Below are 25,325 nucleotides of genomic sequence, written 5' to 3' on the forward strand. Positions count from 1 at the left end.
TGGTGCGAACGCCTAAATTCACACCGAACTTGGCATTGAAGCGCCACTGGCGTGTGGACTGTTTTGCCGGTCTCGGTCATTGGGCATCCCCCCCTAGAAGCAGACCCAACATGTTAGTCTGAACAAAGATTCACTTCTTTGGTGTTGTCTTTGAAGGTATTTCAATCCAGGCGAGAATCGATACATTTTCACGCTTGTTCTGACGTCAGCGAAGCGCACCGAGCTGCCATCGCGACAAGCGCGGCGAATTCACACTTGGTCCGCGATGCGTGAGTTTGTCGATCGCTGGATTTCGCAGTCGCAGCTAAAGTCCGGTCTGGTGGGCCGCACCGCAGCGATGCGCGCCCTCGGTCAACGGCAGGAATGGGCCGATCTCCTAACAAGTTGTGGAAAGAAATTACGGGATCACCTTAGATCTCAGCGTTATCGCTCAGATTGAACCAAGTTGGCTATGCTAGTTCGCTGATCATCGATTTCAGATGGCGCATGTCGGTACCGCAGCATCCTCCAAATACTTGGATCGACGGATTCTGCCTCGCAATCGCGGCAATCTGTTTACCAAGTTCAGCTGGATCGCCTTCGTCCAGCTCATCTGCTTCGTCAAGTTCCGCATGCGAGCAACTCGAAGCGTTCGCCACAAGGCCTCTCAGCCGGGGGTGGTTGCCAAGCGCTCCGGCGAAATGGGTAGGGTGAGCGCAGTTGACCATAAAAAACAGCGCCGCCGAGTCGGTTGCTGCGTCGATCTGGTCAATTCCGTCCACAAGTTTGGTCCCGTCTGCCAGGCACCCGTCTGTCTCAACAACCAGAGACATGATGATCGGCAGTTCAGCGTCCCGGGCGGCGAGGATGCATCCCGCTGCCTCGCTTGGGCGGTTGAATGTATAAGCGGTGACCAGATCGAGGCTTGTGTCTTTCAGGCTGTGCATTTGAGCGGCGTGGTATTGACGTGCATCTTCGACGGGTACCGGCGGGATGTCGGCGTAAGGATCATGGCGCGGGCCGATGCAGGCCGACACCAGTACATCATCGCGAGCGGCAGCTTGGCGCACGTCTTCCATTAGACTGACCGCATCTTTGTTTACTTCGGCGAGCCGCTCTGCATCGTACCCCAAGGGCGCTGCCCGGTCGGCGTTCGCCATCCATGTGGGCGCATCAAGGATGCATCCGACATTCATTTCACGGGCCAGATCGACAAGAGCCTGCATTTGACCGGCCAGTATCACCCTGGTGCCAGGTTCTTCCAGCAATGGAAACGACGCGAAACCGGGAAGCTCAATTCCATGATTGAAAATCAGGTCGGTGCCAGTGCCGGCGTAAACCAGAAAGGGCTTGTTACCTTCGAGTGGGAGCTGTCGCGCCATTCTGATCCACGCCTATTGCCGTTACCTCTGCACAAGAAACCTACTTTGTCTCGGGCCTCCTGTGAACCTTAGGACTGCGACAGGGTGTATTCCGTCACTCTGATCCCCACGCCAGGCCAAACACCAGGTCATGTCTCGGTCGAAATCACCAGTGGCGACCGGCGCGCTCTGATTACAGGTGATGCAATCCATACAACCGCCCAGTGCTGGCATCCCGAGTGGCATTTTATGTTTGATTCCGATGCTGAGATGGCCGTGACATCCCGTCGGAAACTGTTGGAAAGCGCCTCGGAAACGGGATGTATTGTGCTGGGAAACCACTTCGCTTTGCCGTCTATTGGTCGGGTGAAGGCGGACAACGACGCGTTTCGCTGGGAGGACTAGCCCAGGTTGTATTTTGATGTGCGCGGGTCTGTTGTGGGATGGCGGCTGACGTGAAAGTTCGACGCGCCGCGCAGCTTACAGGCAATGATCGGCGAAACTAAATCTCGAACCCATTGGGCTATGTCACATTCCCTTGAATTCTTGTTTCACAAGCTTTCTCTCTTCACCATTTTGTGAAAGCCTGAAGCAGTTATGAGTGACAGAGTGTGCAATTTTCAGAAAACAGTGGTTCTTTCTGAACTCCAATCAGCTCTCTTGGACGGAATTTGTGATCACTGCGAGGTGACAAGTTCGGAACTGGCCAAGAGTGGAGAGGTGCTGGAAATATGTGGACAAGAGTACTGTTTCGATTATGAAACCGGTGTGTCCACGGAGACTGAAATTTTGTTGTGCCCCAGCTGTCACGAGGCAAACCATCTGGACGCGCAGCGACAGCATAACCCTTGCCACATCTCTGCAAGACGCAGCCGGGAAAACATGGGTTAGTCGATGGGTTCAGGAGGCGAAGCTTTGGAACGGTTTTTGCAAGAACCATCGCTGGTCCAATTTCGGTAGTCTGACAGACCAAGCTCGTCCCACATCCAGCCGAAATCATACTCAGCCACCGGAGAGCCGGTCTGGCGCGCGCTGCGGTTTTCGATTGTCTTCAGCCAGTCTATGACTTTCTTCCTGCCCGCCGTGCTGCGAACGGCCTGGCGCGGGGTCTTGCCATCCAGGGCAGGAATCGGCTGGTCAAGCGTATCGCGGTAATGCTGTTCGAGATATTCGTGGGCCATCTGACGGGCAAGGGCACGGGGGATGTCCTCTTCTTCTGCCACTCCGTTACTCGTGCTGTCATCCGCCATCATCTGTTCGGCGGTCTGGATTGATGTCAGCGGAGATTTCACCAGGTCGCCCAGGAGGTCCCGGACCAGGGCTTCGCCGCGTTCAGCGCGCGCTGTAGAGCTCACAGAAAGTGTGAGTGTCCGACCTTTCAGATCTAGGGACCCAAGCACGGAGGCCCCTGACATTGATTTGTCCAACACGAGGCCGGTGCCGTGCTTGGTGCCGGACGGGGTGTCGAGGTCAAGCCAGGTCCAATCCTTCTGGCCTGAGATCACGAGTTCTGCGGACTGTGTTAGCTTTTCAGATACCTGGCTTTGCGTCACTTTGCTGGCGAGGGGGAAGCGCATGTCGTGAAAGAGCAGGTTGTCGCCATCGCTGTTGCTGATTTGTGGTGGTTCCGGATCCAGTAGGTTCGGCAGATGTGCGAAGAGCCAGGCATTGGTGAAGAGGGGTGCGGAACGGTGTAGCTGATCCTGTGTCAGCCTCAGTTCAACGTCGGGGTTCAATTTCAACACGGAGCGGAGCCCGTCTTCAAAAAACGCGACGGTGTCGGGGTCGAATGGGAGCAGCGCCCCCGAGATCACGTTATAATCCCCCTGTGCGACAACCCGAGCTGCGATGCGATCCCATCGCTGCAGCATCTGCGTCGCGCTGTGTTCCCGGACGGTAACCGGCTCTGCGTCCGAAAGCATGTTGCGCAAGACCATGGATCTGCCGGGGTCTACCTCGCTCACCTCATAAAGGCTGACCGACGCGTCCCGCAATCCTTTGATATAGGCGCGGGTCTGCGCACTCTCCTTGGAACCGCTCCCTTTCAGATAAGCATCCGCAGCGTTTTCGGCGTCCGCTCCGAATGTCCTGCCCAGCAAATCTTCCAGGCCACCACCCCACAGGACCATCGGCCAATCCTCGCCCAGCAAGTCGCCCAGATCCTCGAACTCAAGATCGAAGGCCTCGAGCGCTGGCAGAAAATGCTCGTCCAACACATCAGCGAGCCGCTCATGCCAAATCTCGTCACGGGTGATAAACCCGATGAGCCCACCAAGATCGTTCCCCGTTGTCATCTTCAGCTTCTCCCTGTTTGCCGGACAGGGGCGATTTAGCGCAGATTGCAACCGCCAGCCAGCCCACACGCGTATGCAGACCTGCGTTACATGGAGGGACTTGTCATGGCGAATGCTATGTCTTTGGCTCCCGCCCAAAAAGCTCTGTGAAAAGCTTTTCGGAGCGGCGCAGGCCTTCATCGGTCAGTACCACCGATTTTGCCTTTCCAACCGGGTCCAGGATCAATCCGTTACGGTGCAGGCGATCAAGCGCTCCCCAGTCAAAGCCTTAGGGCCGTCCTGAACCCAGCGAATTCGGGGATGTTGCGAGCCGCTTCGACGACGGGTGTGAGCCCAACTAGTGGATTCGTCAGGGCGTTTCCGCCGGTATTCTATGATTGCTAAAAGATGGTGGTGCTGATCGCTGTCGTATTAGATTTTCCGCAAATATGCCCAAGAGACGTATCCCTTAAGCTTGCGCGCGCGCTCCAAAGAGACGCGGCACCAACGGGTGCCACCGGTCTGCTCACAGCCGTGAACTCGTAGTGCGGTTCCATTTGGAAGACCAACGATCACATTGAACCCTGTTCCAGGCCCACTGCGCATTTTTAGCATGTCACCGTCTTCGACGCCAAAAACCTCATATGTTCCGAGTGACGCGGCCGCCGCCGGTTTAACGTCCATGACGACCCCCAGGAACAAAGCCATTAGGGGTAAAAAGATTGCATTGCGCATCGCGATGTCCTGCTTATTGCCTCAACGACAATCGTAGCAACTCGGGTCACCAAGAGGAACAACTCCAAGACAGAAATGTAGGTGATACCAAAGCTTCAAACGCTACATTTCTTCCAAATGGTGGGGAACCCTGGCCCAGTTGGGGGCATCTTTCACAAAAACCTTGCTCGTTGGCTTGAAGTTGTTTGGCTCATCCAATGTCCCAGCCGCAATGCTCGTCAATCCGAAGGCTGTCACGCCCCACAGGCCTGATCCGCAGGTGCCACAAAAATGCTTGATGACAGGTCGACCTTCCTTTGAGGTCTTCTCAAAGGTCCGTGGTTTGCCTTTCAGCAGCTGCAGGTCTTCCGACTTTATCATGTACCCGGCATAACCGTCCGTTCCGGTCATCGATAGGCAATCACTGCAAAAACACATGAGTTGCATTACTGCGCTGCCAGTGACCTGGTATCGAACCTCACCGCAAAAACATCCGCCTTCCAAGATTTCAGCCACGTTGCCTTCATCCTTCTATTTCGTTTTGCAAGATATGAGAAAACCGTACCTACTCTGGCCAGTGGTCACAACGGTTCCAGCAGCGGAATGTGGAATGGTGCCAATATGAGCTCCTGTACCTGGATGGGTACGAGGCAAGCATCAGACAGATTGAGTTGTCGAATGTTTTCATCACGGTTCTGAATCCTTGCCAATTGACTGTTCCAGCAAAGTCATTGGACAGACGAGCTTTATTGATCGACAATCGCGTCATGGAGCTGACAGACACCACACCTGTGCACCTGATCCATGTGGACCCTGAGATCAACATGGCGCGGTTCTATGGCATCGAGTTGCAGCCGACGTTGTTTGGGGAGGTTTCAGTGCTTCGTACCTGGGGGCGTATTGGCACGAACGGGCAAGCCATGATGGTGACGTATGATGACGAAGCCCTGGCTAGTGAAGCGCTCCACAATCTCGAAAAGCAAAAGCTCCGTCGAGGGTATGTTCCGGTCGGTGAGTGACTTCGGGCTGCAGTCTGTTTCTGTGGCAAATCCCGAGCCTTTCGGCTCGTGAGCAGGCTCTAGGTTTCAGCCGACGTATCGGCTTCCACCCAGAACACCCCAGAATGATCTCCCTGTCCCAGTAGCCCCTGACCCGTCTCTTGCGAGCCGGGGCAGGGGCTTTGGGTCATGGTCGGTCCATGCCGTGGTGATCTGCCCATTCGGGTGACGGTCCCTTTTGCGCTCACGCAGGATCAGAGATCCTTTGTCCTTTCCTTGTGGGTCAGGCGGGATTTGGACAAGCCAAACGCTACCTTCCGTAAGGGGGAAGGCGCGGCCTCCCCCCTCGGACAAGACAAATAGACAATACCGTGTCCTCGCGCGCCTGCGCTGCGGGCCGCACCACTCTTGTCGATTGGTCCTGTCTCGCCCCTCTCCGCGTTCGCCACGGGGCAGGTTTTAGAGACGACGCCCTTTCAGGGCTCGGCTCAAAACCAGCACCAAAGGGGATCAACCCCAGAGGTCGCACCACAAAAGGAGAGACGGTTTTGGACATTGAAAAGACAAAAGACATCGACACTGACACCAGCCTGCAGGCGGCAGAGATTGCGACCCAGAATGACCTATTTCGGAAAGCGCTGATCGATCCGACTGCGGCAATCGAGATGCATTCTAAGGGAATTCAGGGTCAGGTATTTGTCACGCCCGGCGTGTCAGGTGAAGGGATGGAGTTCCAGACTGCAGCTTTGGCAGCGGTGGCGTCGGATGACCAGTTTGACGAGGGCAATGACCCCTATGGCGATCACACCTTTGGGGCGGTGACAGTCCGTGACCAGAAGCTGTTCTGGAAGATCGATCTTTACGACACGGACTACACGTATGGGTCCGACCGGCCGTTTGACACGTCAGTGACGCGCCGCGTTCTGACCATCATGTGCCCCAGCGAATACTGATCTCAATCCCAAACCGGAAAGGAGGTGAACACCATGAGCAATGAAATCTTGCAGCAACGTATCGCAGAAGCGTGGGCGCTAATCAGGAAGGGCGACAATTTCCACATCGCGCGCCGCTTCCTGATCCAACACGCAGCCATCTAAACGGCTCCGCTCTACCCCGGAAGGGGTAGGGCACCCTTAACACGATCTCAAACACTCAAACAAGGATTTGCCCCATGAGCAAAGTCGAAACATTCACCGCACCGGAAACCATCGAAACCGTATCCCTGTCCGATCTCTACCTGTCTGACATCAACCCACGACAGGAGGTTGGTGAGGAAGGTATTGCACTTCTGGCCGACAGTTTGGTTATGTGTGGCTTGATCCAGAACCTCAGCGGGTTGCGCGATACCGATGGCAAAGTCGCAATCGTTGCCGGTGGTCGCCGCCTACGGGCTCTGAACATCGCCGTGACTGAGCGCGCTGATCTGGCACAGGTTCCCGTTAAGGTCACGGACAATCCCTTCGTGGCTGAGCAATGGGCCAATGCGGAGAACACCGCCCGTGAAGAACTGGACCCTGTGGACGAGGTCCGTGCTTATGGCAAAATGGCCGAGAAATCTCTGTCTATTGCCAAGATCAGCAATGCGTTTGGCGTGACCGAATCCCATGTGCGCCGCCGCCTCGCGCTTGCCAGTCTGCCCGCCGCCGTTCTGGATGCGCTCAAAGCCGGTGAGATCAGCATGGGGCTGGCCAAGGCCATGACCGTCAGCACCGAAGAAGAGAAAATTCTGGAGGTTCTGGAACGGGCCAAAGAATGTCGGTGGTTCAGTGAGCATGATGTCAAACAGGCACTGACGTCGGAGGCTGTTAGCAGCACTAGCCGCAAGGCCGTATTTGTCGGGCAGAAGGCTTATGTTGAGGCGGGCGGCACCGTCACCGCTGATCTGTTTGCCGATGAAACCCTATTCAATGAAGGCGCGTTACTGGATCGTCTGTTTGCCGAGAAACTGGCGGTAGAAGCGGAAAAACTGCGCGACGCGGAAGGCTGGGACTGGGTGGACACCCATGAGGAAAGCTACATTCCCTATGGGTTCTCGGGTACGAAAGACATGCACCGTTTGGACATGGTGAGCCGGGACTTCACCGAAGGACAGGCCGAACGGTATGACGAACTTGCCGAACTCTATGAGGGTGAGGCTCTGGACGCGGATGGTGAAAAGGAGCTGGCCGCGCTTGAGGACTATACGGCGCCGTTCTATTCTGACGCGCAGCGCAAGCTGTCCGGCGTGTTTGTCTATGTCACCAACAATGGCGAGATCAAAACATCCCCGGCCTATGTCGCGGCGGAACATGTTCAGGCTGCCATTGAGGCTGGTGTTCTGGCCCCGGTCAAAGAACCGGAGATCAAGGAAGAACCAAAACCAGTTTATTCGCAGAAGTTCATCGACGACATGGTGGCGATCCGGCTGGCAGCGGTTCAAACGGCCCTGCTGGACAAGCCTGATTATGTGTTGAGCCTGTTTGCTTTCTTTGCCACCCCGGCCTCCGGTCTGAGCAGCAATCTGTTTGGGTTTGGCTATGGTGGTGCCGAGCGGAACACACCCGAGATCGATGACCAGTTCATCCTCGACCCGCGTCTTGGCGGAGAACGGGATGAAGCGGCACAGGCAGCCTATGACCAGTTCCACGAGATTGCCGCACAAGGCAGCGTGGAAGCGTTCAAAGCGTTTCGCGATCTGGGCAAGAAGACCCGCAATGGTGAGATCACGGGTTTTCTGGCCCGGCGGTTTCTGACCCAACGCCCGGAGTTCATGGCGGAGATCGAGGCTGAGATCGAGGCTGACATGCGCGCGATCTGGACCCCTTCGGCTGAAAACTGCTTCAAGCGTCTGAAAGGCTGGCAGCTGGATGATCTCTACAAAGACCTGCTGGACCTGCACATCGACGCCGACATGTTCAAAGCCTTCGCGAAATCCAAAAAGGGTGCCAAGAACGAGGCGCTGCACAAGCTCTTCAATGATCCAGAGCATCAAAAGGCACTGGGCGTGACCGAGGCACAGAAAGCCCGGATCGATGCATGGGTGCCGGATTGCTTCTGAAACTGGCAGGGCAGGGCGCAACGCGCCCTGCTTTTCAGCAATGATTTTTGATTTTAGTTCAATGGTATAGGTTGTTTTGACTTGAAAGGTTGTAGCCTGTAGGCTACATATAGGTATGATAGAAATTCGTAAGACGGACCTGTTCGACAAGTGGCTCAAGGGCCTGAAGGACCAAAGGGCGAGAGCCAGGATCTTGGTTCGCATCACGCGGTTGAGCCTGGGCAATCCCGGTGATGTGAAACCGGTTGGTGAAGGTGTGAGTGAACTGCGTATCTCCGAAGGGAAGGGGTATCGCGTTTACTATGTGTCGCGCGGTGACGTTTTGATCGTTTTGCTGTGCGGGGGAGACAAGTCATCCCAGCAAGCCGACATCAAAACCGCCAAGGCGATGGCAAGAGAGTTGGAGTGAAAAACATGGGTGTCAAAACAACGAAGTTTGAAGCGGCTGACTATCTGGACAGCCCGGAAGCCATTCAAGCCTATCTTGAAGCGGCTTTTGAAACCAGCGACACGGCGCTGATCGCGTCGGCACTTGGCGATGTTGCCAAGGCCAAAGGTATGTCGAGTGTGGCCGACAAATCTGGTCTGTCTCGGGAAAGCCTCTACCGCGCACTTAGCGAAAATGGCAATCCCGAGTTTGGCACGGTGCTGAAAGTGCTGAGCGCTGTGGGTGTGACGCTCACCCCGAAAATGCACGTGAATTAACCCACTTTAAAGGCTATCCACCATGTCCACCGATGCAGCTCCGTCTACGGTTGAAAAAGCCGCCCGCCGCGTCTGGAAATCCGCGCAGATGTTCGTCGGGTTTCATACAGACCAGAAGGGCAAGCCGCGCACACAGCCGAAGCTCTGGCCGCCAAAAAACGGGAGCGCGTCGATCCATGGTGATCCCAGCGCGCAGGAGGCCATCGTGGTCGTCAAAGCCGCTGATCCGGACGAGGTACAGGACGTGCAGATCAAGCTGCACCCAAACCGCATTGTTGTGCGCCGCGATGCAGATGCCTGGTGGCAGGGTGTCGCTGTAGATGAGCATACCGTGACGGTCCGAATGGCCGACAACACGATCATCGAAATCCGCCATGACGGATCGGTGAAGCGGCGCTCGGCAGAGGACGAAACCCATGTTGAAGCAGATGGCAGCATCTTCAAGTTCACGGAATTTGCCGAGGCGCATATGACGGGTGACGGGGTGGAAATGACCCGCCGCACAGAGGATCGCATTGCCACGATCACAGCTGACGGTGTTGTCGATCGCGCGCGCAAGCGTTAGCCTGTAAAGAATACCTCCAGATTTTCCTTTGGTTAAACTCGTGGCCCGCTTCGGTGGGCCTTTTTCTTGGCGTACTCATCACTGTATCTGCCCGTGCGCCGGTCTCGCCCCGCGACAGCGCTTGAGAGAGTTCTTGCGGATTACCGGGGCGTCCTACCGAACCCGCCAATCCAAATTGAGTCCGGCTGTTTACCTGATCCGCACAAGCACGGACCAGGGCCGGACCGTCCGGTCTTTGGCCTCCGCCAGTTGGATAGGGCGGTTTGCACCGTCCGTCATTCTTCATCCTTTGCGACGACGGTCATACCGACCCAGAAGGGCAACCCCCAACTTAGAACTGAGCGCCGCGCCTGTGTCGGATCGAGGTGATGTTGCCGCCATCAAAGACATCGTTTTGTTCAGATGTTCCGCGCGCAGCGATCCCAGAAAGCCTTGCCTTTCACCAGGTCTGACAGTTTCAAGTACGTTGCCGGAGAAGATCCTCGGCTGCGGTGTTTCTGAAGGGATGAACATAAGCGGGCAGTCGGGGAAGACGCGCGGCGCCCGGGCCGGGCGCCGCGCTTCAACAAGGAATGTCCCCTGCGCCTGCGGCGCATTCCGCGCGGATCAAATTCCCTGCTGACATCCCCTTGATGCCCGCTTTTCCCTTGTTCATCGAAACACGCCATAGCGAGGATCAAACAATGGCAACTCAAACTCTGAAACTGAGCGTCAAGACCGGTGAAAAAGAAGGCAAGACATTCTGGGATCGATGCGGGGTGCTCTTCGTCAATACCGATGAGACCGGCACCATCACCTCGATCCAGGTCAAGCACAGCATGTTCCCTGGCGTTGAGATGGTGGCCTTCCCGAAGCGCACCGATGACGATCCCGTCACCGAATGACGGGAGGGCAGGGCGGCGCAAGCCGCCCTTTCTTCTGCTCCGGCCGCAGGCCGGACCACATATGCGCCACAGGTGGCGCGCGGTCCTAAGACCGGGCAGGGGTGCCGACCTGCCCCAATGCGGCAGCAGACAACCCTGCCACACCCGCCGCGAAAGCGGCGGGACATTGAGCGCGCTGAGGCGCGCGGAAAATGCCATACTGACCTTGAACGTGCCGGTATGTGACGGGCGCTGTTCGGGCAGCTCCCGCTTTGCGTGATTGCCCTGCGCCGGTCCACCGGCACCCACGCCTGCTGGCTGGAAAAGGGGCAGGACCCTTTTCCCGGCGTGGAGATTGCCTCCAAGAGCAAAACTGTTCCGGGGGCAATTTGAGAAAATACGGATTTCTAAAATCACCCCCGGTTTCCTCTTGGAGAGTATGACAGGATAAGGTAGTTGTGTTACAAGTCATAAAAACAACCAGAGGTATACATTGAGCAAGCCCGGCGACACCACTGTCTTTTCCGTTCGATTGCCGTCAGATGCGTTGGTGCGTTTGGAGGAGGCCGTGCAGTCGCTTGGGGCCAAGAGCCGCAACCAGATCATCCAACGACTGATCTATCGTCTGATCGGGTATCTCGATCCTGACCCGGCCGTTGTCGATCTCTGGCAGACGCACTTGCGGCAGGTTCAGGGTGGATACACCAACCTCAATCAGCTCGCAAAATCGGCCAAACGCGGTTCGGTGATCTGGACCGATGACGACCGGCGCGATGTCGAAAACCTCCATCGTGCGATCATCCAGCACCGGCAAGACCTGAAGGCGCTGATCACCGCGGCCCGCCGAAACCGAGAGCCAGACTCCGCCATTCGCCGAATCTTGCGCGACGATGAGAGGACATCTGAAGCATGAACGTCGCGGCTCACAATTTGACGGCAGGGGACTTTCTGGAGCTAGCCTTCCGGGAAGCGCAGAAGGGTATCGATCGGTCCAAGCAGATCAGCCAGCAGCTGCAAACCGCCAAGCGCATGAAGTTCATGATCTCGCGGGCCTCATCCATCAAGGCGCGGCTTGGTGCTGTGGTTGGAAAGCCCGAGGCGGTTGTGAAACACGTCCGCAAAGGTGGGGTGAAAAAAGCGCATGAGCTGCGCCGCCAGATCAATTACCTGACCGTCAGGGCAGAGGGCGTGTTGGACATCCGCGACAATGGTGTGACCCCGCTCGATGCCGATCAGGTGAGTGATCTGATCGAGACCTGGGCCGAGGATTTCAACGGGAAAACCAACTATGGTTATACCCGTCACATGATCGTTTCTTTTCCCGAAGGCACCTATCCGGATGCCGCGCATGAGGCCGGTTTGGACTTCGCGGATCGCCTGTTTGGGAGCGGTGATTTTGGCGATACCTGGGACTATCTGACCGTGTTCCACAACGACACTGACAACCCCCATGTCCACATCGTTGTGAATAACCGAGGCGTGGAACATGGGCAGTGGTTGGCTATGGGTATGAGCAGCGACATGAACATCGACGTTCAGCGCTCTATCCAGGTTGAGGTTGCCGAAGGATACGGAATTGAGCTGACCGCAACGACCCGCCTTGAGCGCGGTTTGCGGCAGGAAGTTGAGACCGACACGTGGAAGGTTCAGGCCGGACTGTCTGTTGTTGAAAGCACTCCGGAGGTTGAAGTTACGGCCCGCGACATGGCCGGTGATGTGATGACACTCTCCATCGCAAGAATGTCGGATCTGTTTGATGAGCGCGCCAACGCTGTCAAAGACCGGATCGAAGAGTTTGCCATCCAACTCGTTGAAAGTGAGGAACCTATGGTATCGAGAATGGAACATCTGCTGGATCAAGCCCATCATTTTGATGATTACGGCGAGCCAGGAGACCCGTCTTATGTGTCGCCCGAAGTCATGAGCAACTTGCGGCGACACATCGAATTAGGCGGTTCTGAGGAAACAATCGCACCCGAGCTGAAGGCTCAGGTTGTTGCCCATATCAGCGACGTTCGGGACAACGAACAGAGCCATCCGTATCTGTCTGCCCTTGCTGATATTGTCGATGACAAGGCGTTCCAGTCGTCCGCTGATTATGCCCCGGCAGCACGCCGGTACGAGGTCTATATACAGGACACCTTGGGCAAGGGGGCCTATGAGGACTTCCAGACTCAGACCAAAGAATTGCTGCAATCCATCGACAAGATGGAAGGGCTGGCCCGTGAGGTTGACGACCCTCATCTGCGTGTCGCTATGGATATTCAAATTGGCGAGTTGAAGGGCGACGTTGCGGACCTGCGCACCAACGATCCGGACCTTCAAGCCTTCATCATCGAGGACCGCCGCTATTCAACGATGATGGGAATGGGCACTGCCGAAATGGATGTCTTGGATTATTCAGAGGCCGGCAAGTGGGCAGCGATCCGCAAAGAAGTCACCGACACGGCCAGCAGCTACGGCCTCGATGGCGAGGCGTTCGTTGCCCGCTTTGGCGATCATCAGAACGTCACCCTGGGTACAACAATGGGATGGCGCAGCGACGACATTTCGACCGCCGCGGCCCACTTCCAGGCGCAAGGATTACCCGACAGCCACGACCGCGCTGAGGCCGTTGTTGACGAGCTGCACCAGCTTGCGTCTTCCAGGATCATCGCAATCTCAGAAGAACTTTCAGACGTTCACGCCCACGCAACGCACCCGCTCTTGCAGGGGCGCGGTGACGATGACGGGCACAGCTTGTAAGGACTTTAACCGGTCTGCCTGATGCGCGCGCCAACGCCCCAGGCAGACCCATCACAGAGTTTTCCATCAACTCGCAAAGGAAAAACTATGGTTTCGCGTACAGACTATCTTTTGAACGAAGTCGAACACTTCGCACCCTATTCCAGATTTGATCAATCCGCCCCGCGTGAAGATCGCGTTTCAGAGCAGATCGACATCATCAGGAAAGAACAGCAGGCGATGGGCTTTGATCGTGCAGCCATCGCCTCAAACAGCTTCGACATCGAGGACCAGGCCAACCGCCGTGTTGACGAACATACTGCGCAACAAGATCTGGTCGAAGAATTCAAAATCGAATTTGAAGCTGCGGAGCGGTCAGGGGAGCCGGTTGATCTGAACGATATGCAGGCTTTGGTTTCTCAGCACATGAGTGATGCTCAGGAATACGATCTGTATCACCCTTACTATTCGTCCCTTGCGGATCTGAGTGGTGACAAGGATTTTCAGGAGTCCGACGACTACCAGTCGCCCGGTGATCGCTATGTTCAGTATATGCAATCCGCTTTGGGGGAGGCCATCTTTGAGAACTACGAGCAGCAGACCAAGGACATCGTGAACTCCATCGAGAACATGGAGGCTCTTGCACGAGAGGTCGAAGATCCACACTTGCGTGCCGCAATGGACGTTCAGATCGGGGAGTTGAAAGGCGATGTTGCCGAACTGCGCCCATATGACACCGACCTGCAGGCATACACTTTGGCTGATGACAGCTACACCACATCCATGAATGCGGCCGAGTTGGACAACCTGGACCCCACGGAAGCCGAAAAATGGCTGGCTGTGCGTGATGACATTGTGGCGACCGCGCACAGCTTCGGTCTCGACGGAAGCAAGTTCCTGGCCCGCTACAACGATCATGACAGCGTTTCAATCGGCACAACGGCGACTTGGAAAGACGCGGACATTTCCACCGCTGCCGCCCATTTCAACAGCCAAGGCGTTCCGGACAGCTACGAGCGCGCGGAGGCCGTTGTTGGTGAGCTGCACCAAGTTTCATCCAGCAAGATTGCCGCCGTGGTGCAAGAGATTGCCCATACCCGCGAACAGGCTACCCACGTCCATGAGTATGATGGACACAGTCTTTAACCACGGAGGACATGATAGATGATTGTTCGCGCCGGTGAATGTGTTGCCGGGAACAGCGAGACCACCGGGTTGGAGTAATGTGGGGTCTGTTCCGATTGGGACGGACTCTTGTCCTTGGACATTCCGGGCATTCGCTGCACCACGTTTGAATAGGCAAGAAGCGGACTTTGAGGACATCCGCAACATTACTCCAAAGGACCGCAGTTCAGCCCGAAGCGGACATTCGTAAAAAGATTTTGCAATTCCGAGACTGGGTGTAGGTGCGTTTAAACTTCTACATGTATAAGATTGATTTTATAAATTAATATGCTGAAACTTCGCCCAAAGTTTGCATGCTACAAAGAACCCATCGAACAAACAGGCTCTCAGGCTTCTATACGGTGCCCAATTGCAGTTTACTCCCAATCACCAGCAGACGAGCGCCACGTTTTAGCGTCCGCGTCCCAAACACTGGCCGTAACGCAAGGCGTTGGGTTTATTCCGTCGCAATCGGATCCATGAATACCTGCCACAACAACGCGTTGGCGCCCAAAATCAACGACTGTCCAGCCTTGATTGAGCAAGGATTGCACCTCTTCACCAACCCAAAAATGCGACATGCATCCGCCAGTTCCGCAATAAAGAGATGCGGCGCTTGAACACGCGAAACCAGACTCATTCAGAACCCAGTCGCGTCGTAGATCTCCGTCGAGATCGACCCTCTCAACCGCACCCCAGTCTAAGTCAAACTGACCGTCGTTGAACTCCGCGCAGGCCTGTGCCGCCAGATCAACCTTCGCCTGCAAACCGGGCGGAAGTTGCGATACATCAGCCGCGACAGCTGGTGAGTTCCATACTAGACCAGAGACCAGCACAAACCTGGAAACTAAACCTTTCAATTGACGCACTATTTGGGAAGCTGTTTGGAAGGTGGCATCAATTGCACTGATCATATCTGTAGTCCCCGTATTCCAGCCAGTTTACCGAGCCTTCGCTAAAAATCAGAAACTCGGACCTGTCTTCCCCAAGCAGGGCGACGACAAATCCGGCGGGCGGCTCATAGTTTCCGAAGTAACTGTAGGCCGTCATGGCTCTGATCGACTCGCCGTTGACCGTTACTCGCGCGTCCCACTCCCCCTCTGGATTGTCCAGAATTACATATTCGATTTGGCGTTTTTTCGCTCCGCCACCACAATAGACGATGCCTTCGGGTGCTTCGTAGGAGGTCCCTTGGCTAGCATCTGAGTCGCAGGCGGAACGAAGGGACCGAATTGCTGCGCTGGAACCCTTCAAGTCAAAGATTCCGTAGCTGACATCTTGATCAATCATCGACAGATTAACCGATGCATTGGCCGCAAGCTGGTCCAGTACAAAACCATAGTCCTCTTGACTATTGAAACTGACCTCGACGGGATAGTTGTCGACGATCTGCACGGCAGCGTTTTCTGCGCCAACCTGAAATGCCCCAACCTCGGTAGTGCCGTTCTTCAAAAAACGAATGGAAAGCCCTTGCTTCTCCACAATGTCCTGGCTGTCCTCATATCCAGCTGGAGCGAAGCGGATACGGTTACACTGAAGTTCCAGGGTCATGTTTCCGGTTTGATTAAATGCATTGGGATTAGGCCCGGAGTTGAACGACCACTCCGCTGATGCTGTGGTCGCTCCTGCCATCAGTAGCATTCCAATGGAAATGGTTTTGAAGCTCATTTTTTCTCTCCATTGAGTTACGGTTCGCACTGTCATTCAGCAGAAATTCCGGCCCGTTGCCCGGACAACCAAGTCAGGAAACAGGCTCGCCGTATTCGTTTGCGCCTTCTTCCGAAGGGCGCGTCAACCACCAGATCATCAGAATGGACAGAACCAATTGAAGAATTGAGACAACAACAATACCGGTCACGCCCAGGACGGCCGCAGGTCCTCGCAATGCATCGGGGTTGTCCGTCCCTTGCTCCAATACCGAAAAGAACGCCACCCCACCCAGCATAACAAAGAGCGTTGTAATGCTGAGCGCCATCGGCAGCAGCAAATACCAGCCAGGTCGTCCTGTATCATGCAGCCTTCGCCAACCGGCGGCCAGCATAGGTATGAGAACAGCCAGTTGGAAAACAGAGGACAGGACCCGAGATCCCTGGCCTGTTTCGGGGTTGGTCCCGAATATGATCGTATCCAGCACAGCTAAAGCGGCACTCACGAGAACCACAAACAAGAAGAACCACCAGTATTCTGAGCGTATAGCCCGACCGGAGAACTGGAAGTATTTCGAGAAACACGTCTTAACGGCTTCACCAAATCCCATCTTTCAATCCCTTCATTGTTTTTGTGCGGCCTCAAATCGCTTCGCCGCTCAGGGGAACACACTCTTAGCTCCCAGTTACTTTTTTGTTTGAACGCAGAGGCCTATCGTACGAGAGCGTAGAGAAATTTACGCGCGGAAAAAATATTGATTTATTAAAAATTAGATTCAAACATGCGAATTCGACACAACTATATTTTACCTCCGTTGTTGTCGGCCCCGGCAATCAACTCGATATCGTTCCCCCGACCAATCCGTTGGCGACAAATCTTTGAGATAGGTAAGCACCGGATCGAGCTGTGCTCAATTGGCTGAGTAGAAGCGGACGCTTCAAAAAGGAGCATCCAATTTCACTAGATTCGATGGACCCTGATGGAGAAGAAAATGACCAAAAAGACAGTGATGATTGCAGGCACAACTTTGTTTGCATTGCTAGCGGCATGTGACGAAACGAGTACGTCTAGCGCGTCCGCCGAACTCACACCCGCTCAGCAGGCGTGTTTGCGAGATGTAGCCAAAACAACGAACAATTCGCAAGTCGTTGTGCTCTCATCCGCGTTTAGCGAAGCTGGAACACAAGTCACTGTCGGTGTTGGTGAGGACCGTGCTCCTTGGAATTGCATTGCTTACAGTGATGGCGCGACAGCTGGTATCGAGTTCCTGGGCGACGAAGGCGCACTGTAATCTGGTCGCTGTGTATCTCGAAAGCACCAGTCGTGATCAAATTTGAGTACCGGTAAGCTCAGACATTCAAACCTCGTAATAGGATTGGGTTTTAACATGCTCAATCATGCTAAGGTTGTAGAAAATGCCCGTAACCAACTCGGTTGTAATTGCGATCATTTGCACTTTTTTGGCTATTGTATCAGTCCCAAAATACAGCATGGCCCAAACTTGGGACATCGCATCCCAGCACTCTGTCAGTGGCGTAACGGTGTATGATACCGATGAGCTGTTAACGTTTGCCGGTCAGTTAGCCTTTGACCGGTCGGGGCGCATCACAGCGGCGGATGTCGCATCAACGATTACGCAGATCTACCGAGAAGACGGTTACTTCTTGGCTGAGGCCTGGCCTGGACCCGATGGGCAGAGCATAGTTGTGGATGAAGGACGCATTCAAACCATCGAAATTGAAGGGGTAGATACGCGCACGTTCCAAACCTTGGAAAAGATCTTTCGCCCACTCACCACCGCATACCCGATAACTCTCAAACAATTTGAGCGGGCAGTTATGCTCGCCGAGGACATACCCGACTTGGACGTGTCGACCGAACTTGATTACCCGGATCAGGCTGGTGCTCGGCTGAGAGTATTGGGAGAGCCACTGCGAAAACAAGCCGGTAGTGCGACACTCGACAACCCTCCGCGTGAGCTGGGAGAAGCGCTCAGCTTCTATGTCGTGCAAGAGTTTTATTCGACGCTGACTGTCGGGGATTTGCTGCGATTTGAGGGGTCTGGCAACTACAATTGGGACAAAGACGACGAACACTCTTTGTGGGGCGCCGTTACCTATCGCACGCCGCTAAACAGCGATGGTCTATACGGTGAGGTTTTCTACGGAAACATAAATGCAAAACGTGACCTCTCGGGGGAGTTTGCAAGAACAGATGTTGATGGCGAGAACTTCACCGTCGCGTTGGGCTACCCCGTGATCCGCGATGTGGCCCGTTATGGATATCTTCTGCTGGATTATCGCCTTTCCGAGGCGGACTCAGTCAGTGGCGGCGTGCCATTATCCAGTGACGCAGGTGTCGTCGGCCTAACGTATCTCTATGGGCAAAACTATCCAAAAGGGCAAACTCTGGAGGCTGGGTTAACTTTATCGTTTGGCAACAATAATACGACGGACGCGAATTTTGACGACGGCGACTCCTCGTTCTGGCATCTACGGGGCGGCATTGGATACGAAAGCCCGCTAACGAGCTTGTCGCCCAACACAGCTTGGCGCACTGAGATCTGGGGCCAATTCACAACCGACCGGCTGCCCTCGGTAGAGGAGTACTTCCTTGGTGATCGTTATGCTTTGCGCGGATATCGTTTTGACGAGGTTGACGGTGATTCTGGGATCTCCGCGGTTTTCGAAGTCTCTCATTCCTACTTCCCCAGGTCCCAGAGCATACATCGCTTGACGCCCTTTGCCTTTTTCGACGTGGGTTACATCTCGAACAATGACCCTGCGAGTTTTGAAGTTGAAAGTGCTACACTGGCATCGACTGGTCTGGGTTTGGACATTGAGTTTAAGCGGAACCTATTCTTGTCCGGATATGTCGGTGTTCCTTTGAGGGACGGTCCTTTGACCGACTCTGGCGATCCTGGCGCGTATCTTGCTCTGACAACAAGTTGGTGAGGATGTTATGAAACGGAACCGCATTGCTTTACTTTCCGCAGCTTGTTTGATTGCTGGACTGGCCGCCACGCAGGTCTTTGCCCGCGGAAACCAATACGGTTGGTGCCGAGGCGTAGGGAACCCACACCAGTCGAGCCAAGGATGCGGGCAGACCGGTGGGCAAGGGCCAGGCAATCAAATTACCGGCCCAACGCAGCCGGTGGCAAATCAATTGCCACCTCGAGGAACGCCGCAAACGCCCACGTCCGTTACAGTGCCGGTCCTTGCACCGGGCGCGGTACCGAACGCAATTCCCGGTCGGGTTCCTATCGCGACGCCAATAGCGGTTCCCGGTCAGGTTCCAACGCCGATCGTAGCGCCGACACTAGCTCCGCCATTGGTGCCAAACCCGACACCAAACCGGGTTCCGACAGCCGTTCCCAATCAGGTTCCGCCGTTGGCTACCGGACCGACTGCTGTGCCGCCGCAAGTTCCGACTGCGACTCCCAATCAAGTTCCGATAGCTGTCCCTGGCCAGGTTCCGCCTCAACCCAATGTGCCGCCCTTGGTGCCGACAGCAACACCTAACCAAATACCAGTCGCTGTCCCTGGCCAGGTTCCGCCTCAACCCAATGTGCCGCCCCTGGTGCCGACAGCAACACCTAACCAAATACCAGTCGCTGTTCCTGGTCAGGTTCCGCCTCAACCCAGCGGTCAAACTGCTGTGCCACCGCTCGTTCCAACCGCGACTCCCAATCAGGTTCCCACAGCGGTCCCTGGTCAAGTTCCACAGTTGACACCAAAACCTACGGCAACTCACGTGGCCGTCCCAGGACATCCAAAACCACAAGGCGTCGTGACAGTTATGCGCCCAAAGCCAAGGCCGACGACCGGTACTGTCCAGCCAACTGGCACAACACAGGTGACCCACCATTTGACCCACCAAAGCAATTCAAAGAAACACGATCATGTTGCAGCAACACCTGGACGGCATGACCCGCACGACTTACCCAGGTTCCGCAGCGCAGCGACCAAGGAAAACTGGGAATGCGTTGCCAGCGGATTTGGACAGCGCCGTTACGATGCAGGGCGCGGTGTGTTGCTGAACAACGGAGCGTTGCGGCACCTCGGAAACGTGGACGCTATGGCACGAGATGTCCCTGCACGGCATCCAAAACACTCTGGATGCATTATTTCGGTTAAACGAAAGCAGCGCTGAAGCTCACTTGGTGGGTTTTGCTCGGACAATGAGATTAATCGACCAAAAGTTCCTCAATTGTCATCTGGATAATTGGATTTCGTATTGCCTTATTCCCTGGCGATTACGTTGGCCGACGTAGCCCGACAATGCTCCACACCTAAATTTACTTCAAATAGGCCAACAATCTATACTGCCGCACTTCTACGAAGAGCCTCCGACCATCTGGGCCGGTCAGGTTAGGCACGCGAAACTTTGCAAAGTCAGCTTTCTGTGCATTGCTGTCATTGGGACATCGCGCAGCATCGGTCAAAATGGGCTCTCTCCTGCCGTTCTCTGCATATTGAAGTAAGGTCCGGTTCGGCCGCGTCCTGTTACCCCCGTCAAGTGAAGGCGCTACTTTCAGCCCGTTTGGCTTTCATTTTCTCCATCGCCATATCTTTCGCTGACCGACTTTTCCGCTTTGCGACCGTGCGCTGCGCATCAAATGCCGCCTGAAGTTCCTGGTCTTTTTCAGAAACCTCTCTGTCCGGGGCAGGGGCCGGTTTCGCATCAGCCACTGCCTTTGCCGTGTCCCTGGCTTGCTCTACAGCCAGATCGAGGTGTGTGCCTTTGATCTTCGGACTTTCGCCACCCAAGAACTGCATGAAATACGGATCTTCGAAGTATCGGATCTTGTTTGCAATCACCGGCATCTTGCCTTCGCGGATCAGCACAACCTCGTTTTCCGGCAGACGACCAACGTGCTCTGGCCGGAGCAGCCGAATGCCTTCTTCACGCTCTGATATGCTGCCCATTTCCATCTTGCCGAGTGCTCGAGACTTCGACTTGCTTATGACCGTTTTGTCCCCGATGGACCTGGACACATGTTCGCGTACTTCGGAATCCTCTGAGGCGGCAAACATCTGGGTTCCAGCGTTTGCCAGCATCGCCCGCACACCCTCGTGCCCATAAATGTCCTGTAGGCGCGACAGTGTTTGCGAAATCACCACGAGCCTGCCCCCGAACGATCGCATGGTGTCATAGGCTTCAACAACGCGCTCAAGATGGCCGAGGCGTTGGAACTCATCGAGCAGCATCAAAACCTTGAACGGCTCATCTTCGCCCGGCTCAACAGTTTCGATGGTGTTCACCAGATCGAGGAAGAACAGGCGAATGAGCGTCCGGAACTCTTTGACCTTTTTCCCTGGCACGGAAAAGTAGATCGAGCTGGGGCGCCGACGCAGATCTTCAAAGTTGATGTCATTGCCCTGCGTGGCTCTTGCTACCGACGGGTTGCGCCAGAGCTGCAGGCCGGAGTTCAACATAACCGAAATCGTTGACCGCAGGATTTTGGATTCTTCGGCTGCAAGATTCAGAAACTCATCTGCAGCTCGCGCATATCCAACTTCTTCAGCCATTTTCTCATAGTCCTTTTGCTTGGTCGTTTTGACCAGGCGCAGGACTTCGGAAATGTATGGCCGCTTTCTTTTGATCGCCAGCATCGCCATTGCGCAGAACATGCCTTCAACACCACCCATAAAGCCCTGCGCGGACGAGCTGGGCGTGTCGAACATCTGAGTTGCAACCTGAATCACTTCTTCCCATCGCCGGTCCAGATTGTCGGCACGTGCTGCGCGGCGCAGAGGGTTGTAGCTGTGGCTTTTGTCGGGGTTCTCGGGGTCGAACATAAAAACCTCATCGCCCATTGCTGCCCGACGCGCGCCGGTTGTCTGGAAAATCTCGCCCTTGATGTCCAGGACGACGCAAGACCCATTGAAACGCAGGACATTCGGGATCACAAAGCCGCTGGTTTTGCCCGAACCAGACGGGGCAATGAACATCGCGTGCGGCTTTTGGACACCGGGGCCGGGCTTATAGTAGATCGCGTTTTTGTCCTTTGGCTCACCAAATTTGGCAAACACGATTTCACTATCCAATTTGTCTTTGAGCTTCAGAACCGACGCATAGCCTTCCTGGACGAGCTGAGGGGCCTTTGCAAAGGTCGCATCACCGTATTTCGTTGAGGGACCACGCAGCGCAGCCGCCACAAATGCAAAGGTCAAAACACCCACTGCGACCACCGCCACCAGACCCATGATCTGCTGCGTCTCTGCAGGCTGTGCCATGAACTTCTCTGGGATCGCCCAGATGTCCAGCCCGCGAAAGCCTCTGGTGTTGATGTATTCGAGAGCCAGCCCGACCACCAACACCGCGCAAGCCGAGGTAGCGATAAAGCCCATAGTACCGGCTATCGCGACCTTCTTGCCTTTGGGTAGATCCTGAAACTCAGCCATCGGTCAGCTCGCGTTTGAAGAAGCACACGATGCCAAACTCGGCAGGTACGACGCCGACCATTTCCCAACCGTCTTGCCCGAGCTTCGCAAACTTCTCGCCTGCATTTTCCTCTACCCGCATCAAGACATTACGATACTCAAATTTTTTCATTCTATTTCTCCTTCAGATAAGTTGATCAGCGGTCATCAGGGGTGGGAAGATCACTCCGTTGACCTTCCGTTCGTCACCGATTTTCTTCATGTGAACGATCATGTGAATGGTGGCCCGGATGTCATCGACCACTTCTGACTTTTGAACGGTCGGAGATCCGCGACGCACCATCTTGCTCATACGTCCAATGGCATCTACTGGTGAGTTGGCGTGCATGGTACAAACAGAACCATCGTGGCCGGTGTTCACCAGTTCCAGGAACATATTTGCGTCGTCGCCCCGAATTTCACCGCAGACGAGGCGGTCAGGCCGTAACCTCAGCGCCGATTCCAGCAGCTTTGTTGGTGATCGAGGGCCATCTTCTTCGGAACGGTCAGCAAGTAGATCGACAGAATTGGGTTGCTCGATGTCCAGCTCGGCCACTTCTTCAATCGTCACGATCCGTTCGCCAGGATCGACGCGCTTCAGCATTGCATTGAGAACAGTGGTTTTGCCAGACGAGGTGCCCCCGGCAATGATCACGTTCCATTTGCTTAGCATCGCAAGGTCGGCCAGCTCGTCAAAGTTCATTGTTCCGGCAGCGAGAGCAGCCCGAGCCTTTTCAAGCGCGCTGTGATCATTGTTTTCTGCCAACGCCGCCTCTTTGCTGGCGAAGCTGAACGCGCCCAGATCGACGGTTTTCACGCGGAGCAGGCGGATCGCCACGGACCCCACGCCGGTTGTTGCTGGCGGAATCACAACCTGCACCCGCGCTTTACCCTGCTGTGTCGGCACGTTGGCCGTCGCAATCGGCTTCTTTTCTCCGAATGTCACATCGCTGAATCCGGCCACGCAGCGCCCGATGTTTTCCACATCATCTCTGTTCAGAGTAATGTCTGTCCTGGTCATGTGTGTTGTGCCCATTTCTTCGACCCAGACCGATCCGTCAGGATTCACAGAAATTTCGCTCAGGCTTTCATCGTGCAACAGATGCTCGATCTTGCCTGTATAGTATTCCAGAAGGCTATTGCCGTTCCGCCCGCTCATGTTCTTGTCCTTGGTAGAGCACTTTTTTGAACACTGGAGGTTGCCTTCGCTGCATCTCGGCTTTGCCTCGAACACGAAGGCATCCACATAAGATTCATTGCTTCCAAAAAGTGCTGAATTTGCTTCAAAAAAGGCCGCTACCGCACTCGATCATGCTGGCAGCGGCCGGAAAGACTGCTGAGGCGGTCGGCTCATTGGCTCGCGCTCAGAAGCTATCGAACACAACGTCGCGCTGCAGGATGGCGTTGATGCGACTGCCCTGATCGACAAAGACTGTCGGAGTAATGCGCAGGTATTCATCAAGCGCCGCTGCCGTAGCGTTCTGCAGGTTAGACCCCACTTGCGTTGCCAGATCAGTGCGAACCGAGTTGTTGCTATCGTTGTCAGAGACCAGTGCCACCGGCGCAATGCCGATGATGGACAACAGCGCTGCAGTTCCGAACCGTTTCCCAAAGTGTGTGTTCACCCTGCCGGTCGCACCAGTCCGGCCTTGACCGTCCGTACCAGCCGATCCGACCTGAGTTGACAGGCCGTCAGGCGTGATGACACGGCTCCAAACGATCATGATGCGCGTTTGCGCCAATGTCGTGTCCGCTCGATACTCGCCAAAGAGCTTCGATCCGCGCGGCAGAAGCAAACGCGTGCCGTCCATCGAGTAGACGCCACGTGTAATCGTCGCCACGACACTGCCGGGCAACTCCGAGCTGACCGCGCCACCGAACACAGCCGACAAAACCGTGCCTTGCGTCAGGGTGCGCGACGGATCGTCAATGATCGAGGCCCCGACGATGGGGGGATATTCTTCGACCAGATTGTTTTGCCATGTCGTGTTTTGGTTTTCCTGATAGCCGCGTTGATCTTCAGGCAGGCGGGTGTCGTCTGGCTGGACTTGAACCGGCTGCGGCGCTGCAGGGAAGGGTTGGAAAATGACCGGCTGCGATCCACCATTGATCGGCTGGTAGTTTTGACCGGGTGCGTCCTGTGCCATCGCGCTTGAGGCCAACGTGACCAGGGCGAGGGTGAGTGCTGTTCTGTTCATCGTCAGCTCCATCAGTTTCTGCCGTATGGGTTTTCATCGAACACAATGCCGTCCGACTGGTTCTGCCGCTGGCGCATCTTCTTCAGTTCTTCGAGTCTGCGCCGCTCGTCATCGGTCAGACCTTGCGCCTGAAGGTGGCTTACGCTGGCAAGTGCCCGGGCCTCCGCATCTGCGATGGCCTGGGCAAGTTCCGTCTGGAACTTCTTCTCTCGCTCATCATATCTGACCTGAAGGCGTTCATTGGTCAGGTTCAGCGTTGCGATTTCACCGTCTTTTTCGGACAGCGAAACTTTGGCGTCCGTCAGCTCGTCTTGCAGATCGGAAATCCGACCGTTCTGTTGCTCGATAGTTTTCAAGGCTTGTTTCAGCCCTTCGGACTCGACCCGCACAGACGCTGTCGCCGGTGTCGCGACAGCAATTGTCTCTGGCAGAGCTTGGGGTTTCGGTTCATCGACCTCTGGCCCACGTGCCGTCAAAAGCCCGTATCGCTCACCACCACTCTGTTGCAGAGCGTCGACACGAACTCCGGCGCGAGAGGTCTTGCTGTCTTCGCCCAACACAAACAGCGCGAAGCCCACGAATACTGTTCCGGCGACAGTAACCGTAATGAGCTTCTTGGGCTCAAACCTCTTCCTTACTCGTTGAGGCGGTTGCTCCGCTGCAATCCGCGCC

26 protein-coding genes are annotated in these 25,325 nt (G+C 55.3%); 13 read left to right on the forward strand and 13 right to left on the reverse strand.

Annotated features, from left to right (window positions below; translation table 11 throughout):
* Positions 1-449 precede the first annotated feature (449 nt).
* Positions 450-1,361 (reverse strand): homocysteine S-methyltransferase family protein, encoded by a 912-nt coding sequence (locus tag ACR0A2_RS18710; protein ID WP_170417800.1) that lies wholly within the window; start codon positions 1,359-1,361, stop codon positions 450-452.
* A gap of 84 nt (positions 1,362-1,445) precedes the next feature.
* Here ACR0A2_RS18710 and ACR0A2_RS18715 point away from each other — a divergent pair, with 84 nt between their 5' ends.
* A complete protein-coding gene (locus ACR0A2_RS18715) occupies positions 1,446-1,745 on the forward strand; it encodes an MBL fold metallo-hydrolase (protein WP_170417797.1) in 300 nt (99 codons plus the stop codon).
* 482 nt (positions 1,746-2,227) lie between these two features.
* Here ACR0A2_RS18715 and ACR0A2_RS18720 read toward each other — a convergent pair whose 3' ends face one another.
* The 4 genes from ACR0A2_RS18720 to ACR0A2_RS18735 form a co-directional block, all read right to left on the reverse strand.
* On the reverse strand, positions 2,228-3,634 hold the full coding sequence (locus tag ACR0A2_RS18720) for a DUF7986 domain-containing protein (RefSeq protein WP_174819503.1): 1,407 nt from the start codon (positions 3,632-3,634) through the stop codon (positions 2,228-2,230).
* Between the two features lie 115 nt (positions 3,635-3,749).
* A complete protein-coding gene (locus ACR0A2_RS18725) occupies positions 3,750-3,860 on the reverse strand; it encodes a DUF6429 family protein (RefSeq protein ID WP_371732129.1) in 111 nt (36 codons plus the stop codon).
* A 185-nt stretch (positions 3,861-4,045) separates the two neighbouring features.
* Positions 4,046-4,348 carry an SH3 domain-containing protein gene (locus tag ACR0A2_RS18730; protein ID WP_152460662.1) on the reverse strand — a complete coding sequence of 101 codons (303 nt, stop codon included), beginning with the start codon at positions 4,346-4,348 and terminating at the stop codon, positions 4,046-4,048.
* Between the two features lie 102 nt (positions 4,349-4,450).
* Entirely contained in the window at positions 4,451-4,843 is a 393-nt protein-coding gene (locus ACR0A2_RS18735; RefSeq protein WP_152460663.1) for a GFA family protein, read from the reverse strand.
* Between the two features lie 251 nt (positions 4,844-5,094).
* On the opposite strand from ACR0A2_RS18735, the gene ACR0A2_RS18740 reads away from it, so the two are divergent.
* The 10 genes from ACR0A2_RS18740 to ACR0A2_RS18785 all read left to right on the forward strand — a co-directional run bounded on the left by ACR0A2_RS18740 (position 5,095) and on the right by ACR0A2_RS18785 (position 14,365).
* Entirely contained in the window at positions 5,095-5,346 is a 252-nt protein-coding gene (locus tag ACR0A2_RS18740; RefSeq protein ID WP_170418006.1) for a WGR domain-containing protein, read from the forward strand.
* A gap of 527 nt (positions 5,347-5,873) precedes the next feature.
* Positions 5,874-6,278: a DUF3768 domain-containing protein gene (locus ACR0A2_RS18745; protein ID WP_152460664.1), complete on the forward strand. Its 405-nt coding sequence runs from the start codon at positions 5,874-5,876 to the stop codon at positions 6,276-6,278.
* A 218-nt stretch (positions 6,279-6,496) separates the two neighbouring features.
* Complete coding sequence (locus ACR0A2_RS18750; protein WP_170417794.1) at positions 6,497-8,362, forward strand: ParB/RepB/Spo0J family partition protein; 1,866 nt, start codon at positions 6,497-6,499, stop codon at positions 8,360-8,362.
* Positions 8,363-8,477: 115 nt separating this feature from the next.
* Positions 8,478-8,771, forward strand: coding sequence for a type II toxin-antitoxin system RelE/ParE family toxin (locus ACR0A2_RS18755; RefSeq protein WP_170417791.1), 294 nt, complete (start codon positions 8,478-8,480; stop codon positions 8,769-8,771).
* Between the two features lie 5 nt (positions 8,772-8,776).
* Positions 8,777-9,067 carry an addiction module antidote protein gene (locus ACR0A2_RS18760; protein WP_152460667.1) on the forward strand — a complete coding sequence of 97 codons (291 nt, stop codon included), beginning with the start codon at positions 8,777-8,779 and terminating at the stop codon, positions 9,065-9,067.
* Positions 9,068-9,089: 22 nt separating this feature from the next.
* Positions 9,090-9,632: a hypothetical protein gene (locus ACR0A2_RS18765; protein WP_170417788.1), complete on the forward strand. Its 543-nt coding sequence runs from the start codon at positions 9,090-9,092 to the stop codon at positions 9,630-9,632.
* A gap of 683 nt (positions 9,633-10,315) precedes the next feature.
* The gene (locus ACR0A2_RS18770) at positions 10,316-10,516 is read left to right on the forward strand and encodes a hypothetical protein (protein WP_170417785.1); all 201 of its coding nucleotides are present in this window, start codon (positions 10,316-10,318) and stop codon (positions 10,514-10,516) included.
* A 472-nt stretch (positions 10,517-10,988) separates the two neighbouring features.
* Positions 10,989-11,408, forward strand: coding sequence for a hypothetical protein (locus ACR0A2_RS18775; RefSeq protein WP_170417782.1), 420 nt, complete (start codon positions 10,989-10,991; stop codon positions 11,406-11,408).
* Positions 11,405-13,240 (forward strand): relaxase/mobilization nuclease domain-containing protein, encoded by a 1,836-nt coding sequence (locus ACR0A2_RS18780; RefSeq protein ID WP_170417779.1) that lies wholly within the window; start codon positions 11,405-11,407, stop codon positions 13,238-13,240. Before ACR0A2_RS18775 ends, ACR0A2_RS18780 begins: the two co-directional genes overlap by 4 nt.
* A gap of 87 nt (positions 13,241-13,327) precedes the next feature.
* Positions 13,328-14,365: a hypothetical protein gene (locus ACR0A2_RS18785; protein ID WP_170417776.1), complete on the forward strand. Its 1,038-nt coding sequence runs from the start codon at positions 13,328-13,330 to the stop codon at positions 14,363-14,365.
* Between the two features lie 395 nt (positions 14,366-14,760).
* Here the strand turns inward: ACR0A2_RS18785 and ACR0A2_RS18790 are convergent, their stop codons facing one another.
* The 3 genes from ACR0A2_RS18790 to ACR0A2_RS18800 form a co-directional block, all read right to left on the reverse strand.
* Complete coding sequence (locus ACR0A2_RS18790; RefSeq protein ID WP_170343553.1) at positions 14,761-15,297, reverse strand: hypothetical protein; 537 nt, start codon at positions 15,295-15,297, stop codon at positions 14,761-14,763.
* Positions 15,281-16,051 carry a hypothetical protein gene (locus tag ACR0A2_RS18795; protein WP_170343554.1) on the reverse strand — a complete coding sequence of 257 codons (771 nt, stop codon included), beginning with the start codon at positions 16,049-16,051 and terminating at the stop codon, positions 15,281-15,283. The genes ACR0A2_RS18790 and ACR0A2_RS18795 overlap by 17 nt, the downstream gene beginning before the upstream one ends.
* 73 nt (positions 16,052-16,124) lie before the next feature.
* Positions 16,125-16,640, reverse strand: a complete 516-nt coding sequence (locus ACR0A2_RS18800) for a DUF805 domain-containing protein (RefSeq protein ID WP_170363834.1) — start codon at positions 16,638-16,640, stop codon at positions 16,125-16,127.
* Between the two features lie 381 nt (positions 16,641-17,021).
* Here ACR0A2_RS18800 and ACR0A2_RS18805 point away from each other — a divergent pair, with 381 nt between their 5' ends.
* Positions 17,022-17,321, forward strand: coding sequence for a hypothetical protein (locus tag ACR0A2_RS18805; protein ID WP_170343556.1), 300 nt, complete (start codon positions 17,022-17,024; stop codon positions 17,319-17,321).
* A 124-nt stretch (positions 17,322-17,445) separates the two neighbouring features.
* Entirely contained in the window at positions 17,446-18,984 is a 1,539-nt protein-coding gene (locus tag ACR0A2_RS18810; protein ID WP_480836661.1) for a ShlB/FhaC/HecB family hemolysin secretion/activation protein, read from the forward strand.
* Between the two features lie 1,560 nt (positions 18,985-20,544).
* Here ACR0A2_RS18810 and ACR0A2_RS18815 read toward each other — a convergent pair.
* The 5 genes from ACR0A2_RS18815 to ACR0A2_RS18835 all read right to left on the reverse strand — a co-directional run bounded on the left by ACR0A2_RS18815 (position 20,545) and on the right by ACR0A2_RS18835 (position 25,231).
* A complete protein-coding gene (locus tag ACR0A2_RS18815; RefSeq protein WP_170474331.1) occupies positions 20,545-22,437 on the reverse strand; it encodes a type IV secretory system conjugative DNA transfer family protein in 1,893 nt (630 codons plus the stop codon).
* On the reverse strand, positions 22,430-22,588 hold the full coding sequence (locus tag ACR0A2_RS18820; protein WP_152460674.1) for a DUF4177 domain-containing protein: 159 nt from the start codon (positions 22,586-22,588) through the stop codon (positions 22,430-22,432). The genes ACR0A2_RS18815 and ACR0A2_RS18820 overlap by 8 nt, the downstream gene beginning before the upstream one ends.
* 12 nt (positions 22,589-22,600) lie before the next feature.
* Positions 22,601-23,614, reverse strand: a complete 1,014-nt coding sequence (locus ACR0A2_RS18825; protein ID WP_152460675.1) for an ATPase, T2SS/T4P/T4SS family — start codon at positions 23,612-23,614, stop codon at positions 22,601-22,603.
* 205 nt (positions 23,615-23,819) lie between these two features.
* Positions 23,820-24,653: a TraB/TrbI/VirB10 family type IV secretion system protein gene (locus tag ACR0A2_RS18830; protein WP_170575215.1), complete on the reverse strand. Its 834-nt coding sequence runs from the start codon at positions 24,651-24,653 to the stop codon at positions 23,820-23,822.
* Between the two features lie 11 nt (positions 24,654-24,664).
* On the reverse strand, positions 24,665-25,231 hold the full coding sequence (locus tag ACR0A2_RS18835) for a hypothetical protein (protein WP_170575217.1): 567 nt from the start codon (positions 25,229-25,231) through the stop codon (positions 24,665-24,667).
* Positions 25,232-25,325 lie beyond the last annotated feature (94 nt).

It is taken from the genome of Ruegeria sp. H8, assembly GCF_056532905.1.

Excerpts from the sequence above, each read along its gene's own strand:
- ACR0A2_RS18755 (WP_170417791.1), top strand. The coding sequence starts at position 8,478 with ATGATAGAAATTCGTAAGACGGACCTGTTCGACAAGTGGCTCAAGGGC.
- ACR0A2_RS18805 (WP_170343556.1), top strand. The coding sequence starts at position 17,022 with ATGACCAAAAAGACAGTGATGATTGCAGGCACAACTTTGTTTGCATTG.
- ACR0A2_RS18795 (WP_170343554.1), bottom strand. The coding sequence starts at position 16,051 with ATGAGCTTCAAAACCATTTCCATTGGAATGCTACTGATGGCAGGAGCG.
- ACR0A2_RS18785 (WP_170417776.1), top strand. The coding sequence starts at position 13,328 with ATGGTTTCGCGTACAGACTATCTTTTGAACGAAGTCGAACACTTCGCA.
- ACR0A2_RS18820 (WP_152460674.1), bottom strand. The coding sequence starts at position 22,588 with ATGAAAAAATTTGAGTATCGTAATGTCTTGATGCGGGTAGAGGAAAAT.
- ACR0A2_RS18710 (WP_170417800.1), bottom strand. The coding sequence starts at position 1,361 with ATGGCGCGACAGCTCCCACTCGAAGGTAACAAGCCCTTTCTGGTTTAC.
- ACR0A2_RS18765 (WP_170417788.1), top strand. The coding sequence starts at position 9,090 with ATGTCCACCGATGCAGCTCCGTCTACGGTTGAAAAAGCCGCCCGCCGC.
- ACR0A2_RS18730 (WP_152460662.1), bottom strand. The coding sequence starts at position 4,348 with ATGCGCAATGCAATCTTTTTACCCCTAATGGCTTTGTTCCTGGGGGTC.
- ACR0A2_RS18740 (WP_170418006.1), top strand. The coding sequence starts at position 5,095 with ATGGAGCTGACAGACACCACACCTGTGCACCTGATCCATGTGGACCCT.
- ACR0A2_RS18815 (WP_170474331.1), bottom strand. The coding sequence starts at position 22,437 with ATGGCTGAGTTTCAGGATCTACCCAAAGGCAAGAAGGTCGCGATAGCC.
- ACR0A2_RS18720 (WP_174819503.1), bottom strand. The coding sequence starts at position 3,634 with ATGACAACGGGGAACGATCTTGGTGGGCTCATCGGGTTTATCACCCGT.
- ACR0A2_RS18830 (WP_170575215.1), bottom strand. The coding sequence starts at position 24,653 with ATGAACAGAACAGCACTCACCCTCGCCCTGGTCACGTTGGCCTCAAGC.
- ACR0A2_RS18810 (WP_480836661.1), top strand. The coding sequence starts at position 17,446 with ATGCCCGTAACCAACTCGGTTGTAATTGCGATCATTTGCACTTTTTTG.
- ACR0A2_RS18760 (WP_152460667.1), top strand. The coding sequence starts at position 8,777 with ATGGGTGTCAAAACAACGAAGTTTGAAGCGGCTGACTATCTGGACAGC.
- ACR0A2_RS18800 (WP_170363834.1), bottom strand. The coding sequence starts at position 16,640 with ATGGGATTTGGTGAAGCCGTTAAGACGTGTTTCTCGAAATACTTCCAG.
- ACR0A2_RS18825 (WP_152460675.1), bottom strand. The coding sequence starts at position 23,614 with ATGAGCGGGCGGAACGGCAATAGCCTTCTGGAATACTATACAGGCAAG.
- ACR0A2_RS18790 (WP_170343553.1), bottom strand. The coding sequence starts at position 15,297 with ATGATCAGTGCAATTGATGCCACCTTCCAAACAGCTTCCCAAATAGTG.
- ACR0A2_RS18780 (WP_170417779.1), top strand. The coding sequence starts at position 11,405 with ATGAACGTCGCGGCTCACAATTTGACGGCAGGGGACTTTCTGGAGCTA.
- ACR0A2_RS18750 (WP_170417794.1), top strand. The coding sequence starts at position 6,497 with ATGAGCAAAGTCGAAACATTCACCGCACCGGAAACCATCGAAACCGTA.
- ACR0A2_RS18770 (WP_170417785.1), top strand. The coding sequence starts at position 10,316 with ATGGCAACTCAAACTCTGAAACTGAGCGTCAAGACCGGTGAAAAAGAA.